Source organism: Streptomyces inhibens, from assembly GCF_022221585.1.
Classification (GTDB): domain Bacteria; phylum Actinomycetota; class Actinomycetes; order Streptomycetales; family Streptomycetaceae; genus Streptomyces; species Streptomyces inhibens.
In genome coordinates this window covers 5,649,660-5,666,750 of record NZ_CP084681.1, presented here as the reverse complement: position 1 = coordinate 5,666,750, position 17,091 = coordinate 5,649,660, and the positions used below count along the sequence as shown (strand labels likewise).

The following is a 17,091-nucleotide window of genomic DNA, read 5'->3' as shown; positions in this document are numbered from 1 at the left end:
CAGCATGGCGATCAGCGGTCCTCAGGCAGATCGGCGTCCTGGCCCTCGTCCTCGCGCAGGTCGAGGCCGATGTCGAGGATCGGGGAGGAGTGCGTAAGCGCGCCCACCGCCAGGTAGTCGACGCCGGTCTCGGCGTACGTCCGGGCGTTGTCCAGGGTCAGCCGGCCCGACGACTCCAGCATCGCGCGCCCGGCGACCAGTTCCACGGCCTCCCGGGTCTGCTCGGGGGTGAAGTTGTCCAGCAGGATCAGATCGGCGCCCTCGGCGAGGATCGGCGGGATCTGGTCGATCCGGTCGACCTCCACCTCGATCGCCAGACCGGGGAACTCGTTCCGTACGGCCGTGAACGCCGCGGCCACGCCGCCCGCCGCGACCACGTGGTTGTCCTTGATCAGCGCCGCGTCCGACAGCGACATCCGGTGGTTGACGCCGCCACCGCAGCGCACCGCGAACTTCTCCAGGGCGCGCAGCCCCGGCGTCGTCTTACGGGTGTCCCGCACCTTGGTCTTCGTCCCCTCCAGGACATCGGCCCAGGCCCGGGTCGTGGTCGCGATGCCCGACAGCCGGCACAGGATGTTCAGCGCGCTGCGCTCGGCGGTGAGCAGATCGCGGGTGCGGGTGGTGACGCTCAGCAGCTTGGTGCCGGCCTCGACCCGGTCGCCGTCCTCGACGTGCCGCTCGACCGCGAACTCGTCGGTGCAGACGATGGACAGCACCGCCTCGGCGATCCGCAGCCCGGCGACCGTACCGGCCTCGCGGGCGGTGAAGTCGCCGGTGGCGACCGCGCCTTCGGGGACGGTCGCCACGGTCGTGACGTCCACGCCCTGGTCGAGGTCCTCCTCGACGGCGAGATGGGCGATGTCCTCGACCTGTACGGGGTCGAGCCCGGCGTTCACCAGGAGCGCGGCCAGGTCGGGGTCGAGGCCGCAGGTCAGCGGGTCGATCTCGTACGAGCCGTCGTCGCCGGCGCAGCCGCAGGCGTCGCCGCAGCCTCCGCCGGTGGGGGCGCCGCCGGTGGGCCCGCCGATCTGGAGGAGGGGGAGGTCGTCGGAGGTGCTGCTCACGGGATGGGCTCCGTATTCGGGGTGGGGGTGGGGTCGGTCTGTCTTGGCGGGCGGTGGATCGCTGGTTACGGGGTGGCCGGCGACGGGAAGTCGGCGGTCTCCGTGGTCCGGATGCTCAGCGCGCGGTCCGCGTCCAGGGTGATGCGGAAGTGCCGGCGCCAGGAGGCATCGTCCCGGTCCGGGTGGTCCTCGCGCCAATGGCAGCCGCGGGTCTCCTCGCGACGCTGCGCGGCGGCGACCAGAACACGGGCGACGCACAGGAGGTTGGTGGCCTCCCAGGCCTCCACGCCGGGTTCGGGGGCCTTGCGGTCGGTGTCGGGGGCGGGGGCGCCGTCCTGGCCGGCCGCCGCGCTCGCCTCGCGGTGGATGCCGTCCAGTTCGGCGGCGGCCCGGGCCAGGCTCTCGGCGCTGCGCAGCACACCGGCACCGGCGGTCATGATCCGCTGGACGGCCGTGCGGTCATCGGGGGCGAGGAGCGGGAGGGTGGTGCGGGGGCCGGACGCGGTGGCTGCCCCGGTGGAGCGCGCCGAGGACGCCGGCTCGCCGCCGTCCGCACCGCCGGGGACGGCGATGTCCGAGGCGGCGATGTCCGAGGCGATCCGCTCCGCGAAGACCAGGCCCTCCAGGAGGGAGTTGGAGGCGAGCCGGTTGGCGCCGTGGACGCCGGTGCAGGCGACCTCGCCGCACGCGTACAGGCCGGGGACCGTGGTGCGGCCGCGCAGATCGGTGCGTACGCCGCCGGAGGCGTGGTGCGCGGCCGGGGCGACCGGTATCGGCTCGGTGACCGGGTCGATGCCATGGCTGCGACAGGCCGCGAGGATGGTCGGGAAACGGCTCTCCCACATCTGGGCGCCGAAGTGCCGGCCGTCCAAATACATGTGCTCGACGCCCTGTTCGTGCGCCCGGCGCACGATCGCCTTGGCCACGATGTCGCGGGGCGCCAGCTCGGCGAGCTCATGCATGCCGACCATGAAGCGGGTGCCGTCGGCGTCGACGAGATGCGCGCCCTCGCCCCGTACGGCCTCGGAGATCAGCGGCTGCTGGCCCTCCGCTTCCGGGCCCAAATACAGGACGGTGGGGTGGAATTGGACGAATTCCAGGTCGGAGACCTCGGCGCCGGCGCGCAGCGCCAGGGCGACCCCGTCGCCGGTGGAGACGGCCGGGTTGGTGGTCGCGGAGAAGACCTGCCCCATGCCTCCGGTGGCCAGCACCACGGCCGGGGCGTGCACGGCCCCCACCCCGTCGTGCTGGCCCTCTCCCATGACGTGCAGGGTGACGCCGGACGTACGGCCGTCGGCGTCCGTGAGCAAATCAAGGACGAGTGCGTTCTCGATGGTGCGCAGCCCGGCGGCGCGGACCGCTTCGACGAGCGCGCGGGAGATCTCGGCTCCGGTGGCGTCGCCGCCGGCGTGCGCGATACGGCGGCGGTGGTGGCCGCCCTCGCGGGTGAGCGCTATCTCGTCGCTGCCGGGCGTGGTGTCGAAGCGCGCGCCGGTCCCGATCAGCCGGTGCACGGCGTCCGGGCCTTCGGTGACCAGGGCGCGTACGGCCGTCTCGTCGCACAGTCCGGCGCCCGCGACGAGGGTGTCGGCCAGATGCTGTTCCGGGGTGTCGCCGTCGCCCAGGGCCGCGGCGATACCGCCCTGCGCCCAACGGGTGGAGCCGTCGTCGAGGCGGGCCTTGGTGACGACGACGGTCCGACGGCCGGCCGCGGCGCAGCGCAGCGCGGCGGTCAGCCCGGCCACCCCGGAGCCCACGACGACGACATCCGCTTCGATGGACCAACCGGGGGCGGGGGCGTTCAGGCGTATGCCGGTGCCTGATACGGGGCCGGGGCCGGTGGTGGTTCCGGTGGCGGTCATCGGGTCGCTCCGAGGGGGCCTTGAGGGGTGGTGGGTGCGCCGGAGGAGGTGGCGCCGGAGGAGGTGGCTTCCGTAGTGGATGCGTCGGTGGCCGTCGGGCTCCGGTGGTCCGTCGTTTCCGGGCGCGGGGCGCCGAAAGTGAGACGGATGTTGTCGATGAGCCGTGTGGTGCCGATCTTGGCGGCGACCGCGAGGATCGCCTCGCCCTCGTACGCGTCCGAGATCTCGGTGAAGTCGGACGGGTCGACCAGGGCCAGGTAGTCGAGCACGAGCGGCGGGTCGAGGCGGGCGGCGTCCTCCAGGACCACGCGGGCCGCGGCGCGCGCCACGGACGGGCCGTGCGGCGGTCCCGCGGCGGCGTAGGCGACGGCGTGTGCGTCGGCGGCGGCCCGGTCCTCGCCGAGGGCGGCCAGCGCCGCGGAGCGGTCCTGTGCCGGGTGGCCCGTGGAGGCGGCGCGGGCGCGCAGCGCCTCCTCGGCGGCGAGCCGGTCGCGGGCCGCGAACAACGCCGCGGACAGCGCGAGCGCGGTGTGCCGCTCCGGGGAGGCGAGGTAGCGGTTACGGCTCGACAGGGCGAGCCCGTCGTCCTCGCGCACCGTGGGGACACCGACGATCTCGACGGGGAAGTTGAGGTCGGCGGCCATCCGCGTGATGACGGCGAGCTGCTGGGCGTCCTTCTGCCCGTAGAACGCGATGTCCGGGGCGGTCAGATGCAGCAGCTTGGCGACGACGGTCAGCACGCCGTCGAAATGGCCGGGGCGGCTGGCGCCCTCCAGGAGGGTGCCCATGGGGCCGGCGGCGATCCGGATCTGGGGCTCGCCGCCCGGATAGACCTCGTCCACGGACGGGGCGAAGACCACGTCCGCACCCGCCGCGGTGGCCAGCTCGACATCCGCGTCCAGGGTGCGCGGATAGCGGTCCAGGTCCTCGCCCGCCCCGAACTGCAGCGGATTGACGAAGACCGTGACGACGACCTGGCCCTGCGGCCCGACCCGGCAACGGGCGGTGCGGATCAGGGTCGCGTGGCCCTCGTGCAGCGCTCCCATGGTCATGACGACGCCGCGCGCGCCGGTGCCGCGCGGCAGGTCACGGAGGGCGGCGGCGGTGTGGACCAGGTGGACGGGCCGGGAGGGCGAAGGCGCGTCCGGGCCCGGGGGCGGGCTCATCGGGGAGGAGGTCACCGGTCGCCTCCTTCGGGGCCGTGGTCGGGGGCGTCGGGGGCCGGGCCGGAGGCGCCGGGAGCGGGGCCGGGGCCCTCGTCGGGGTCGGCGAGCACGCCGAGCAGGTCCTCGGCCAGTTCCGGCTTGAGCAGACCGTGGGCCAGCGCCCGGTCCGCGGTCATCCGGGCCATGGCGAGATACCCGGCGACGCTCTGTGGCGCGTGCCGGCGCAGCTCGGTCACATGGGCGGCGACGGTGCCCGCGTCACCGCGTGCGACCGGGCCGGTCAGCGCGGCGTCACCGGACCGCAGGGCGTTGTCCAGGGCGGCGCCGAGCAGCGGGCCCAGCATCCGGTCCGGGGCCTGCACGCCCGCGTCGCGCAGCAGCTCCATCGACTGGGCGACGAGCGTGACCAGGTGGTTCGCGCCGATGGCGAGCGCCGCGTGGTAGAGCGGACGAGCGGATTCCGCGATCCACTCGGGCTCCCCGCCCATCTCGATGACCAGCGCCTCCGCGGCCATCCGCAGCTCCTCGGGCGCGGTCACACCGAACGAGCAACCGGCCAGCCGCTGGACGTCCACGGAGGTGCCGGTGAACGTCATGGCCGGGTGCAGCGCGAGCGGCAGGGCGCCGGCCCGGGTCGCCGGGTCCAGCACCGCCGTTCCGTAGCGCCCCGAGGTGTGCACCAGCAGCTGGCCGGGCCGTACGGCGCCGGTCTCCGCGAGGCCGCTCACCAGGTCGGCGAGGGCGTCGTCGGGGACGGTCAGCAGGACGAGCTCGGCGCGGGCGAGCACCTCGGCCGGGGGGACCAGCGGAACGTCGGGCAGCAGCTCGGCGGCGCGTCGTACGGAGGCGTCGGAGACTCCCGACACGGCAACCGGGCGATGCCCTGCGAGCTGCAGGGACGCGGCGAGGGCGGGCCCGACGCGGCCCGCGCCGACGACTCCGACGGTCAGCCGGGCGGGGCGGTCCTGGGCCTCGATGGGTGGAATTGAGTTCACGCGGCGATGGCCTTCCGTTCCAGTCCGCGGGGGGTACCGGACGATTCCTCGCCATGCTACGCGAGTGTTTCCGGCGGGCTTCAGAGCTGTACGGCGGGTGAGACGGGGGTCTCTTTCGTGAGTTATCCACAGGGGTCGCGGGCCCGCGACGGGCTGCGTCATGATCGGGGCAACGGCGCGCGAAGAGCACGCGAGGAATGGCAGGCAGGGGGGCATGTGAGGCACATGGGGGAAGAAGAAGGCGGAGGCGTTCCGGGCGGGACCTGGCGGGACGCTGCGGGCGGCGGTGAGACGGATGGTGCTTCGAACGACGCGGCGGACGGCGCGACGAACGGCCCGGCGCACGCTTCGGCGGACGGCTCGACGAGCAGCTCGGCGGACGGCTCGGTGGGGGCTTCGAGCGGCGGTCCGGGTGATGCTCCAGGCCGCGCGGCGGACGGCCCGGCGGGGGCCTCGGCGAGCGCTTCGGCGGACGGCTTGGCGGACACTGCGTTGGTCGCTGCGGCGGACGGCTCGGCGGACGGCGCGCCGGTCGCTCCGGTGGACGGCTCGACGGGCGCTTCCGCGAGCGGCTCGGCGGGCTCTCCTGTGAGTGGCTCGGCGGGTGCTCCGCTCTCACGGGCGCGGAGGCTCGCGGCCTTCCGTGGCTCGGAACGGGTGCTGGCGGGCGGCACGCCGATCGAGACGGTCCGCGAGCGGCTGAACCGCCTGGCGGCCGACGCTCCCGCCGCCTACGACCTGGACGACTGGACCGACATCTACGCCAACGAGGACGGCATAGTCGGCGAGCTGGAACGCCGGACCGCGGACGCCCTGGGCACCGAGGCCGCCGCCTTCTTCCCGACCGGCACGATGGCCCAGCAGGTGGCGCTGCGCTGCTGGGCGGGGCGTACGGGCAACGCGACGGTCGCCGGCCATCCGCTGTCGCATCTGGAGGTGCATGAACGCGATGCCTATGCGGTGGTCAGCGGGCTGCGCATGGTGCATCCGACGAGCGCACCGCGACTGCCGACCGCGGCGGAGATATACGACCTCCAGGAACCGTTCGGGACCCTTGCGCTCGAACTTCCGTTGCGGGACGCCGGATTCGTGCTGCCGGAGTGGGACGAGCTGACCGCGGCCGTGGCGGCGGCGCGGGAGCGTGATGCGGTGGTGCACTTCGACGGCGCGCGGATATGGGAGTGCGGCCCACACTTCGGCCGCCCCGTCCCGGAGATCGTGGCCCTCGCGGACAGCGTGTATGTCTCCTACTACAAGTCGTTGGACGGCATATCGGGCGCCGCCCTCGCGGGCACCGAGGACTTCGTGGCGGAGGCACGGGCCTGGCGGCACCGCTATGGCGGCCAGCTGTTCCAGCAGTGGCCGGCCGCGCTGGCCGCGCTGGCCGGCCTGGACCGCGAACTGCCGCGGCTGCCGGACTACGTGGCGCACGCGAAGGTGGTGGCGCGGGCACTGCAAGACAGCCTGGCCGACGCCGGCGTGCCGTGGTTCAGGGTGCACCCGCAGGTTCCGCACACCCATGAGTTCCAGGTGTGGCTGCCGCACCCGCCCGACGTGCTGAACGAGGCCGTCGTACGACAGGCGGAGGAGACCAGGACGACGCTGTTCCGCAAGTGGTACGAGCCGGGCGCGGCCGGACCGCCCGGAGTGGCACTGACGGAGGTGACGGTCGGCGCGTCCGCCCTGGACTGGACGGCCGACGATGTGCGTGCGGCGGTCGCGGAGTTCGTGGGCTTGGTGGGGCGTGTGGGCGGTGAGGAGGGAGGGACGCGTCAGGGAGCGGGGTGAGGCCCGCGCCGGTCCGGTCCACCGCGTCGCCGAACCAACAGGCTTCCCAGAGCGGTGCGTTGGTGCAGGACCGCCCGTCCGGCGCGGACCGTGGTGATCAGGCCCGCGCCGCGTAGCGCGGCGGTGTGGGCGGAGGCGGTGGCATTGCTGACGCGCAGACGTCGGGCGAGCTCGCTGGTGGTGTGTTCGTCCGCGAGCACGAGCAGGATGTCGAGGCGGGTCCGTCCGAGCACCCCGGCCAGTGCGTCGTCCGTGCCACCCGCCCCGTCGGGTGGGAGCGGGATTCCCGGACCGGCCGGGTAGGTCACGGCCAGGGGGTGACCGGGCAGGTCGGCGAGGAGGGGGTGGCCGGTCCAGTGGAAGGTGGGCAGTAGCAGCACACCACGACCGCGCAGCTTGATGTCCTGCTCGAAGGGTGCCTCCAGCTCCCAGACATCCTCGTCCAGCCGGGCGCCGGGCAGGAGTTCGGCGAGTGCGGCGCCGATGCCGTGCTCGGCCACGGCCAGGGCATGGCGGGTGAACTCCGCCTGGTGCAGGTCCTGCACCAAGGACCACGTGGGGCGCAGCACGGTATCGAAGGCCGCACGCTGTGCACGGCCGAGGAGGTGCCAGGCCTCGGCGTCTCCGCGGTGCAGGTCGCGGATCCACAGCGGGGCCGGGGAGGGGCCCTTGGCATACACGCGCTCGATCTCGGAGCGGACCAGGTCCGGGGGCGACGCCCGGACGGTTTCCAGTCCCTCCTCCAGGCTGTCGCTGAACACATCGATGAACTTGGGGGCCTCGTCCGCAGGAACCAGGTCCCCCAACGGCACGACGCTGACCGGCAAGGACCGGAGCACCCGTTGTCTCCAGCGACCGAAGAGCAATGCGTCGTCGGGGCGGCACATCTTGCTGAACGCCGCGTTCAGCTCCTGCAACGGGGCCGGCCGGGACGCGAACCGGACCCGGGCGAAGTCGGCGGCCGTGAAGTGGATCCGGATCACTACTCTCCCTGGTGGCGCTGCGCCATCGTTTCGGGCAGGCCCTGAACCCTCGCCTGTGCTCCCCGCCGGGTGTCACCTTCAGGTCATGCCCCCTTCATTCACTCAGGGGGCCGCCGCACGGCACAAGAACCGAAGCCACAGAAGCGTGCAGTCGCAGAGGCACGCAGTCACCAAGGCATGAAGTCACCGAGGCGTAAGGGGAGAGCCATGTTCCGCAACAAGGTCGGCGACGGTGGGCGGGGAGGCCGGGCCGGTGCGCCTGGGCAAGGTCCCGGTGCCGTCCCCGGGAGTGAGGGCGGCGCCGGGGTGGACCGGCGTACGGTCGCCAAGTCGGCCGCGCTGGCCGCGCTGCTGCTCGCGGGCGGCGGGGGCGTCGCGCAGGCACGTACCGCGGGCGACGTCACCGTACGGCTGCCGGCGCCGACCGGCCCGCACCGGATCGGGCTCACCACCCTGTATCTGGTCGATGACTCCAGGCCCGACCCGTGGGTGCCCGAGATCCCCGTGCGGGAAGTGATGGTCACGGTGTTCTATCCGGCCCGGACCGTCCGCGACCACCCGCTCGCACCGCAGATGACCGAGGGTGCCGCGGGCCTGTTCCCGCAGATCGACCCCGCCTTCCACGAGGGGCTGCCGGCGAGCGGTGTGAACTGGGCGGCCACCATGACCCATGCGCATACGGGTGCGCCCGCGCAGGCGGTGCGGCGGCCGGTGCTGCTGTACAGCCCGGGAGGCGGTGACCCGCGCACGCTCGGCACCGGCGTCGCCGAAGAGCTGGCCGGCCGGGGCTATGTGGTGGTGACCATCGATCACCCCGGCGATACCAGTGAGGTCGAGTTCCCGACCACGACGGCGTACCGGAAGGCGCCTTTCCGCACGACCGTCTTCAGGGAAGATCCCCGGACGGATCCGAAGCGCTTCCGCACCGTGATCGACACCCGGATCGCGGACACCCGGTTCGTGCTCGACCAGCTGGAAGTCCTGGCAGCCGGCCGGAACCCCGACGCGGCGGGCCGCCCGTTGCCGGCGGACCTCGGTCGCGCACTGGATCTGCGGCGGGTGGGTGTCTACGGCCACTCGGCCGGCGGCACCACCGCGGCCGAGACGATGTACGAGGACCGCCGCATCGACGCGGCGATCAACCTGGAGGGCTTTCTGGACCACCCGCCGGAGACGCCCGGCCAGGAGGGGAAGCTGTTCCCGGTCGCCCAATACGGGGTGGACCGGCCGTTGCTCCTGCTGGGGACCGATGGCTTCTCCTACAAGCAGGAGTTGGAACGTTCCTGGTCGGCCATGCTCGCCCACTCGCGTGGATGCACCCGCCGGCGACAGCTCGACAACGCCACGCACTGGGTGTTCACCGACTACGCCGCCATCGCCCCCCAGTTGCAGGCTGCCGGGCTGATGACCGCCGACAACCGGATCAAGCTGATCGGCGCGATCGACCCGGCCGAATCGGTGCCCGCGGTGCGCCACTACGTGCACGCGTTCTTCGCCCGGCATCTGCCTTCGCACTGACCGGTGCAAGGGCTGACGGGGACGGCGCGCGTACCGGCTCACGGCACGGCGCCCGAGGCACAACGTGCCCGGGGCACGGCATCCGAGTTCACGGCATGGCGCCCGAGCGCGGCCTCGGCGCCGGTGCGGGCGTCGTCTCGGGCAGCGGCCGGCGGGGCCGGGTGCGCAGAAGGGACGCGACGGTTGTGCGGAGGGCGCGGCGGATGCGGGCCGGGAGCCGGTCGCCGGGGGCGGTGACGATGGCTTGGAAGCGATGCCACCGGTGGATCTCGCGGGTGGTGCGGGCGATATGGGTGCCGGGGTCCGGTGGGGCGGACTCGCCTCGTCGGGCGGCGCGGTAGGTGTCGAGGAGGTGCTGCTGGCTGGCGTTCATGCCCCTCACTGTGGGTCGGGCCGGTGGGCCGGGGCGCGTCGATTGACGGGAGCCGTCAATCGACGGCCGTGCAGGTGGCGGCCTCGCGCATGATGGGCGTATGGCCAACGTCATCGACATCACCGGGCTGCCGCCGGAGCGCATCCTCTTCTCGCCCTCCCCCTTGGCGGAGCTGGGCGCCGCGCTGCATGCGCTGTCCGAGCCGGGGCACCACCCCGGGCTGCACGGCTGGGTGACCGCGACCAACGCGGGTCTGAAAACCGACCTTGCCGACCGGCTGTGCGAGGCGGATTTCCTGTGGCGGTCCTCCCGTTCCGACATCCTGTTGCCGGCCCGCCCCGGGGCGACGCTGGCCGAGGAGCTGGACGAGATGGACAAGATCGACGACGAGCGGTTCGTGGCCGCCGCGTTCGAGATCAACTGCTCGCCGGCCTACACCCGCCCCACGCCGTCGCCCCTCGTCGACGCCGACGAGCGGGCCCGGGTACGGGAGATGGCCGCCGCGCGCGGCCCGCGGCAGGCGGCCTTCACCGACCGGATGCTCACCGACCCGGACGGCCTGCGGGTGTGGCTGCGCCGTCTGCTGGAGGAGTGCGAGCAGGCCTTCTTCGGGGACATCTGGCGGCGGGTGAGCATCCAGCTGGCGGCCGACGCCCGGCACAAGACCGAGCTGCTGCGCCACAAGGGCCTGGCCGAGACGCTGTCCGCGACATCGCGGGCACTGTCCCTGGAGGACGCGCAGGACGGCAGCGGCAGCACCCGCATCCTGGTCGACAAGCTTGCCCGGGGACGTACGACGGCCTTCGCGAACGCCGCGGATCCGGGCGTCACCTTCCTGCCGACGTCGTTCGGCTGGCCGCATCTGCTGTTCGGCCACGCCCCGGGATGGCGTCCGGTGCTCCAGTACCCGGTCGCCAGCCCGGAGTTGCCGGCGCCGGCCGCGCTGGAACTCGTCCAGCAGCGACTGGAGGCGCTGGGGCACCCGATGCGGATGCAGCTGTGCCGGACGCTGTCCCGGGGGCCGCATACGACGGGGGAGCTGGCGACCGCGTTCGGCATCACCTCGCCGGAGGTGTCCCGGCACATCGCGACGCTGAAGAAGGCCGGGCTGATCCAGACGCGGCGCCGTGGGCGCTATGTGCTGCACCAGCTGGACCTCCAGGTGGTGGCCCGGCTGGGCAGCGACTTCCTTGAGGGCGTGCTGCGTTGAGGGTGTGCGGTGTTGAGGCTGTGCGGTGTTGAGGCTGTGCGGTGTTGAGGCTGTGCGGTGTTGAGGCTGTGCGCGTGCCGCGGCCGGGGTGCCGTCCGGTCGCCCTACGGCCGTCGTGCCGCGCTCAGTTGTCCCGCAGGAACTTCTTCGCGAGGGCGTCGCCGCGGCTGACCGCGTCGGAGTGGCTCTCGATCGGTGAGGCCTTGGAGTTCTTGAAGAGCAGGTAGGTGACACCCGTATCGACGCCGCCGGTCTCCGGGTCGGGGTCGATGCCCAGGCCCTTGGCGGTCGCGTACGACGCCTCGCCGATGATCTTGTCGGGCCCGGTGTCGCCGACAACCGCGTATTCGACCTTGTTGTCGTAGATGACGGCGACCACGCCGCCGCCCTTGATGCCGGCCGAGGCGTAGTTCCAGATGCCGCTGGAGCTGGGCACGACCACGTACGGCAGCTTCTCGGCGTTCAGCGGCTGCCCGTTGGACTGAGGGAAGGCGGTGTCGTCCTGGTACCAGGGGTCGGTGTCGGCATTGCACTTCGAGGTGGTCTGGCCGTCACAGTCGATGTCCATGTCGGCCTTCCAGAAGACCGCGCCGTTCTTGCCGCAGACCGGGACGGTGGCGGAAGTCTCCTCGTCCGTGCGGTACTTGCCGTGGGAGAGCTGCGAACAGTCCTTGAGCTTTGCCAGGAGGTCGGCCGCGCTGACCGTGCCTTCCTGGACGCCGGCCCCCTTGGCGGCGGTGGTCGTGGCGCCGTGTGCGGAGGGCTGGGCGGTGGCGGGGAAGGCCGCGGCGGCGAGCAGGGCGGCGCCGGAGGCGGTGGCGAGAGCGAGAGTTCTTCTGCGCACGAGGGAACCCTTCTGTTAGGAAAGCTTCCTTACCGCGCGCCAATCTGCTCCCCCTTACGTGTCCCCGTCAACCCTGCGTCGACCGATACGTCCGCCGTTACGTAGACCGATCCGTCCGCCGCCCGGCCCACCCAGCGCCCGCCTACCCGCCTACCCGCCTACCCGCCCGAGGATTTACGCCCCCGCTCCCCCGGCCCGCACCAACCCCGTCTCGTACGCGAGCACCACAGCCTGGACCCGGTCCCGGAGGTTCAGCTTGGTGAGGATGCGACCGACATGGGTTTTGACGGTGGCCTCGGACAGCACCAGCCGCGCCGCGATCTCACCGTTCGACAGCCCCTGGGCGACCAGCAGCAGCACCTCCCGCTCACGGCCCGTCAGCCGTTCCAGCTCGGGGCGGGCCGATTCGGCGGAGGTGGCGGGCAGCATCGGCGTGAAGCGGTCGAGGAGCCGGCGGGTGGTGGAGGGTGCGACGACCGCGTCGCCGCTGTCGACCGCCCGGATCGCGGCGAGCAGTTCGCTGGGCGGCACGTCCTTGAGCATGAAGCCGCTGGCCCCGGCCTTCAGCGCGGAGAAGGCGTATTCGTCCAGGTCGAAGGTGGTCAGGATGAGCACCTTCGGTGCGCCTTCCTTCTGCCCGCCCTCGCAGATCCGGCGGGTGGCCTCGACCCCGTCCAGATGCGGCATACGGACGTCCATGAGGATCACGTCGACCTTGGTGGAGCGCAGCACCTCCAGGGCCTGCACACCGTCACCCGCCTCCGCGACGACTTCCATGTCGGGCTGTGCGGCCAGCACCATCCGGAAGCCGGTGCGCAGCAGCATCTGGTCGTCGACGAGCATCACGCGGATGGTCATGGCAGGGGGATCCCTTCGAGCACGAGTGGGCTGAGCGTACGGGGTGGAGTGCGGTGGGGTGGGACTCGTCGGCGCGTCCCATCAGGCCGGGCGATGCCCTCACCGGGTCGGCTTGAGCGGCAGTACGGCGCTGACCCGGAAACCGCCGCCCGGCCGCGGCCCCGCCGTCAGGCTGCCACCGACCATGCCGACCCGCTCACGCATCCCGATCAGGCCGTGGCCGAGGCCGTCCGCGCCGCCCTCTTCGTAGAGCTCGTGCTGCGCGCCGCGCCCGTCGTCCTCGACCAGCAGATCGAGATCGTCGTCCTTGTAGGAGAGGCGGACGGTCGCGCCGACGTCGGGGCCGCCGTGTTTGCGGGTGTTGGTGAGCGCTTCCTGGACGATGCGGTACGCGGTCAGTTCGACGCTGCTGGGCAGTGGCCGCGGCTCGCCCTCCACCCGGAAGTCGACCGGCAGTCCGGCGCCGCGTACCTGATCCATGAGGTCGGTGAGCTGTTCGACGCCCGGCTGGGGGACGTATTCGCCGCCCTCGGCCTGTTCGCCGGTGCGCAGCACGCCCAGCAGCCGGCGCATCTCGGCCAGCGCCTGGCGGCCGGTGCCGGAGATCGTCTCCAGGGCCTGCCGGGTCTGTTCGGGCGCGGCATCGAGAACGTAGGCGGCGCCGTCGGCCTGGACGACCATCACCGAGACGTTGTGCGCGACGACGTCGTGCAGCTCACGGGCGATCCGGGCGCGCTCGGCCGCGACCGCGATCCGGGCCTGCGCCTCGCGCTCCTTCTCCAGCCGGGCGGCCTTCTCCTCCAGCTGCGCCCAGTACGCGCGCCGGGTGCGCATGGAGTCGCCGAGCACCCAGGCGAGCACGAAGGGCACGGTGAGCAGCGCCGTGAAGAACAGCATTTCCCACACCGGCCGGCTCTCGGGCCCCTCCCCGAAGCGCCACAGGGAGAGGGCGGGACTCACGAGGGCGCCGGCAAGTGCGCAGCGGGAGGCCCAGCGGGTGGTGCCGGACGCGACGGTGTACGTGATCACGAACATCGCGAAGTCGCCCGGGTTGGACTCGATGTCGAAGATCAGTTGGCCGATGCCGATGGCGGCCGTCAGCAGCAGCATCTTCTCGGGGTATTTGCGGCGCAGCGCGATGACGAGGCAGAGGCCGATGGTGAAGAGCGTGGCGATGGGCTGCTGGGCGCCATGGACTTCGGACACGAGCCACAGGCCACTGAACCCGAGGAGAAGGACGGCCCAAAAGGTGTCCACTCCCGTCGGGTGCCTGCGGAAGAAGTCGTAGAGGCGCTGCACGTAACCCAGCGTAGGCAGCGCGGATAGGTGTACGAGTCAACCGGAGGAGCGATCCTGTACGCCGGGCGTACTCCCCAAGGTGGAGACTCTATGCACCAAATGTGTCGGACCGGGGGACAGCTTGTACGCCACCCCGTGGGGCGAGCCGGCGCCCGCCCGTACCGTGGGGCAGGTGATGAACGAGTGGTGCGGCTGGCGGGATGCGGCGGAGCGGGCGCTGTACGGTCCGGACGACGGCTTCTACACCCGGCCCGGAGGCCCCGGCCCGGCCGGGCATTTCCGCACCTCCGTGCACGTCTCCCCGCTGTACGCCGGCGCCGTCACCACCCTCCTGTGCCGCGTCGACGACGCCCTCGGCCATCCGGACGAGCTGACGCTGGTCGATGTGGGCGCGGGGCGCGGTGAGCTGCTGACCGGCGTGCTGGCCGCGCTGCCGGACGAGGTGGGCGCGCGGCTGCGCCCGTACGCCGTCGAGCGCGCCGCCCGCCCTCAGGGCCTGGACCCGCGGATCGGCTGGCTTGCCGAGCTACCCGCCCCGGGCTCGGTCACCGGCCTGCTGTTCGCGAACGAATGGCTCGACAATGTGCCGGTGGACGTGGTGGAGACGGACGCGGACGGAGTGCCGCGCCGGGTTCTCGTACGCGCCGACGGCACGGAACGGCTGGGCGAGCCGGTGGACGGCGCGGACGCGGAGTGGCTGCGCCGGTGGTGGGCGCCGCCGCTGGCCGCGGACGCCACCGAAGACACCGCAACCACGGGCGGCGCCCCCGCCCCCGGGATCCGCGCCGAAATCGGCCGCCCCCGGGACGAGGCCTGGGCGCGGGCCGTCCGTACGCTGCGCGCCGGGCTCGCCGTCGCCGCCGACTACGCGCACGAACGGGGCGGCCGCCCGCTCTTCGGCACGCTCACCGGCTTCCGCGACGGCCGCGAGGTGCACCCGGTCCCGGACGGCAGCTGCGACATCACGGCGCATGTCGCGCTGGACGCCTGCGCCGGACCATCGGCCGAGCGGCTGACCCAGCGCGAGGCGCTGCACGCCCTGGGGGTGGACGGCCGCCGCCCGCCGCTCGCCCTGGCCTCCACCGACCCGGCCGGTTACGTACGGGCCCTGAGCGCGGCCGGCTCGGGGGCGGAGCTGACCGATCCGGCGGGCCTGGGCGGCTTCGGCTGGCTGCTGGAGCCGGTGGGCGACCAGTGCGCGGGGCTGCTCAGGCCCGGGGGCGCCTGAGGGCCACGAAGGCCCCGGGACGGCGTGCTGCGAGACTGTTCCCATGACGGAGACGACGGTCGGCATCGGCGGCGCGGCGGAAAGCACCGACATGGTGCTGAACATCGGCCCGCAGCACCCCTCCACACACGGTGTGCTGCGGTTGCGCCTCGTCCTGGACGGCGAGCGCATCCAGCACGCCGAGCCGGTGATCGGCTATATGCACCGCGGCGCCGAGAAGCTCTTCGAGGCGCGCGACTACCGCCAGATCATCATGCTCGCCAACCGGCACGACTGGCTGTCGGCGTTCTCCAACGAGCTGGGCGTGGTGATGGGCGTCGAGCGGATGCTCGGCATGGAGGTGCCCGAGCGCGCCGTGTGGACGCGGACGCTGCTCGCCGAGCTGAACCGTGTGCTGAACCATCTGATGTTCCTCGGCTCGTACCCCCTGGAGCTGGGCGGGATCACCCCCGTCTTTCACGCGTTCCGTGAGCGCGAGGAGCTCCAGACCGTCATGGAGGAGATCTCCGGCGGCCGGATGCACTACATGTTCAACCGCGTCGGCGGCCTCAAGGAGGACCTGCCGGCGGGCTGGCTCGGCCGGGCCCGGCAGGCCGTCGCCGATGTGCGCTCCCGGATGGACGTCTTCGACAACCTGGTCCTGGGCAACGAGATCTTCCGCGGCCGGACCCGCGGGATCGGTGTGCTCGCGCCCGAGACGGTGCATGCGTACGGCGTCTCCGGGCCGATCGCACGCGCCTCCGGTGTCGACTTCGACCTGCGGCGCGACGAGCCGTACCTCGCCTACGGGGAACTGCGGTCCACGCTCAAGGTCGTCACCCGTGAGGAGGGCGACTGCCTGGCCCGCTTCGAGTGCCTGCTGGACCAGAGCCACAACTCCCTCGATCTTGCCGATGCCTGCCTGGACCGGATCGCGGAGCTGCCGCCGGGGCCGATCAACCAGCGGCTCCCCAAGGTCCTGAAGGCTCCCGAGGGTACGACCTACGCCTGGACCGAGAACCCCCTCGGCATCAACGGCTACTACCTCGTCTCCAAGGGCGACAAGACCCCCTACCGCCTCAAGCTGCGCTCGGCGTCGTACAACAACATCCAGGCGCTGGTGGAGCTGCTGCCGGGCACGCTGGTCTCCGACATGGTCGCCATTCTCGGCTCGCTGTTCTTCGTCGTCGGCGACATCGACAAGTAGGCGTTAGGCGCCCCGCTCCCCCTCCTCCTTGCGGAGGGTCTGGAGATGGCGGCGCAGGACGCTGCGGAGCAGATCCGGTGTGACCCGGTCCGGTTCCAGCGTCGCCTGCAGGGTGAGGCCGTCGAGCAGGGCCGACAGCCGTAGCGTCTCCAGCTCCAGGTCCAGATCCTCCGGCAGGCTGCCCGCCTCCTGGCCGCCGCGCAGCATCCGCATCAGCAGATCCCGCATACCGGCTTCCAACTCGACCGCGTGCGGGCGCAGTTCGGGGCGCGTACGGGCGGCGGTCGTGAATGCCTGCCAGAGCATGCCCTCCTCCCGGCGCTCGTCGTCCAACGGCAGGAATTCGGCGAGCAGCTCCTCCGCGCGGGTGCGGCGCTCGCCCGCCGCCCCGGGGTCGAGCAGCCGCTCGGCATGGCCGCCTACGCGGTATTCGATACGGGCGCCGAGCTCCTGCATCGCGAAGATCATCACTTCGTCGTGGTCGCTGAAGTAATGGCGGACCGACCCGATGGCCAGGCCCGCTTCCTCGGCGACGTTACGGAGCGACGCGCCCGCCACCCCTTCTCGGCGCACCACGCGGAGTACGGCCTCGGCGACGGCGCGGCGGCGGGCCTGGGGATCGACGATCTTCGGCATATTGCGATTGTGGCACACCCGCGCTAAATTATTTTTTGGCACGGGCGAGCTAAATAATCCGGCTGCTGCCCGCCGCCCTCC

General features: G+C 72.5%; 15 protein-coding genes. 5 read left to right on the top strand and 10 right to left on the bottom strand.

Annotated elements, in window-relative coordinates; genetic code table 11:
• Positions 1–11: 11 nt before the first annotated feature.
• The 4 genes from nadC to KI385_RS25830 form a co-directional block, all read right to left on the bottom strand.
• Positions 12–1,064, bottom strand: coding sequence for a carboxylating nicotinate-nucleotide diphosphorylase (gene nadC / locus KI385_RS25845; RefSeq protein ID WP_238574562.1), 1,053 nt, complete (start codon positions 1,062–1,064; stop codon positions 12–14).
• A gap of 65 nt (positions 1,065–1,129) precedes the next feature.
• Positions 1,130–2,926, bottom strand: coding sequence for an L-aspartate oxidase (locus KI385_RS25840; RefSeq protein ID WP_238574561.1), 1,797 nt, complete (start codon positions 2,924–2,926; stop codon positions 1,130–1,132).
• The gene (gene panC, locus KI385_RS25835) at positions 2,923–4,092 is read right to left on the bottom strand and encodes a pantoate--beta-alanine ligase (protein WP_238577837.1); all 1,170 of its coding nucleotides are present in this window, start codon (positions 4,090–4,092) and stop codon (positions 2,923–2,925) included. The genes KI385_RS25840 and panC overlap by 4 nt, the downstream gene beginning before the upstream one ends.
• A gap of 11 nt (positions 4,093–4,103) precedes the next feature.
• The gene (locus KI385_RS25830; RefSeq protein ID WP_238574560.1) at positions 4,104–5,087 is read right to left on the bottom strand and encodes a Rossmann-like and DUF2520 domain-containing protein; all 984 of its coding nucleotides are present in this window, start codon (positions 5,085–5,087) and stop codon (positions 4,104–4,106) included.
• Positions 5,088–5,675: 588 nt separating this feature from the next.
• Here KI385_RS25830 and KI385_RS25825 point away from each other — a divergent pair.
• Entirely contained in the window at positions 5,676–6,875 is a 1,200-nt protein-coding gene (locus KI385_RS25825) for a threonine aldolase family protein (protein WP_238577836.1), read from the top strand.
• On the opposite strand, the gene KI385_RS25820 is transcribed toward KI385_RS25825, so the two are convergent.
• Positions 6,860–7,858 (bottom strand): ArsR/SmtB family transcription factor, encoded by a 999-nt coding sequence (locus KI385_RS25820; RefSeq protein WP_238574559.1) that lies wholly within the window; start codon positions 7,856–7,858, stop codon positions 6,860–6,862. The genes KI385_RS25825 and KI385_RS25820 overlap by 16 nt on opposite strands.
• 207 nt (positions 7,859–8,065) lie before the next feature.
• Between KI385_RS25820 and KI385_RS25815 the strand changes: the two genes are divergently transcribed.
• Positions 8,066–9,376, top strand: a complete 1,311-nt coding sequence (locus tag KI385_RS25815) for an alpha/beta hydrolase family protein (RefSeq protein ID WP_238574558.1) — start codon at positions 8,066–8,068, stop codon at positions 9,374–9,376.
• Between the two features lie 88 nt (positions 9,377–9,464).
• Here the strand turns inward: KI385_RS25815 and KI385_RS25810 are convergent, their stop codons facing one another.
• Positions 9,465–9,749, bottom strand: coding sequence for a hypothetical protein (locus tag KI385_RS25810; RefSeq protein WP_238574557.1), 285 nt, complete (start codon positions 9,747–9,749; stop codon positions 9,465–9,467).
• 100 nt (positions 9,750–9,849) lie between these two features.
• On the opposite strand from KI385_RS25810, the gene KI385_RS25805 reads away from it, so the two are divergent.
• Complete coding sequence (locus KI385_RS25805) at positions 9,850–10,959, top strand: DUF5937 family protein (protein WP_238574556.1); 1,110 nt, start codon at positions 9,850–9,852, stop codon at positions 10,957–10,959.
• Between the two features lie 124 nt (positions 10,960–11,083).
• Here KI385_RS25805 and KI385_RS25800 read toward each other — a convergent pair whose 3' ends face one another.
• The 3 genes from KI385_RS25800 to KI385_RS25790 all read right to left on the bottom strand — a co-directional run bounded on the left by KI385_RS25800 (position 11,084) and on the right by KI385_RS25790 (position 13,960).
• Positions 11,084–11,803 carry a glycoside hydrolase family 75 protein gene (locus KI385_RS25800; protein ID WP_238574555.1) on the bottom strand — a complete coding sequence of 240 codons (720 nt, stop codon included), beginning with the start codon at positions 11,801–11,803 and terminating at the stop codon, positions 11,084–11,086.
• Between the two features lie 174 nt (positions 11,804–11,977).
• Positions 11,978–12,661, bottom strand: a complete 684-nt coding sequence (locus KI385_RS25795; RefSeq protein ID WP_238574554.1) for a response regulator — start codon at positions 12,659–12,661, stop codon at positions 11,978–11,980.
• Positions 12,662–12,760: 99 nt separating this feature from the next.
• Positions 12,761–13,960: a sensor histidine kinase gene (locus KI385_RS25790; RefSeq protein WP_238574553.1), complete on the bottom strand. Its 1,200-nt coding sequence runs from the start codon at positions 13,958–13,960 to the stop codon at positions 12,761–12,763.
• 175 nt (positions 13,961–14,135) lie between these two features.
• Here KI385_RS25790 and KI385_RS25785 point away from each other — a divergent pair, with 175 nt between their 5' ends.
• Both KI385_RS25785 and KI385_RS25780 read left to right on the top strand, forming a co-directional pair.
• Positions 14,136–15,188 (top strand): SAM-dependent methyltransferase, encoded by a 1,053-nt coding sequence (locus KI385_RS25785; RefSeq protein WP_238577835.1) that lies wholly within the window; start codon positions 14,136–14,138, stop codon positions 15,186–15,188.
• A gap of 43 nt (positions 15,189–15,231) precedes the next feature.
• Complete coding sequence (locus tag KI385_RS25780; protein ID WP_238574552.1) at positions 15,232–16,374, top strand: NADH-quinone oxidoreductase subunit D; 1,143 nt, start codon at positions 15,232–15,234, stop codon at positions 16,372–16,374.
• 3 nt (positions 16,375–16,377) lie between these two features.
• On the opposite strand, the gene KI385_RS25775 is transcribed toward KI385_RS25780, so the two are convergent.
• Positions 16,378–17,010 carry a TetR/AcrR family transcriptional regulator gene (locus tag KI385_RS25775; protein ID WP_238574551.1) on the bottom strand — a complete coding sequence of 211 codons (633 nt, stop codon included), beginning with the start codon at positions 17,008–17,010 and terminating at the stop codon, positions 16,378–16,380.
• Positions 17,011–17,091 lie beyond the last annotated feature (81 nt).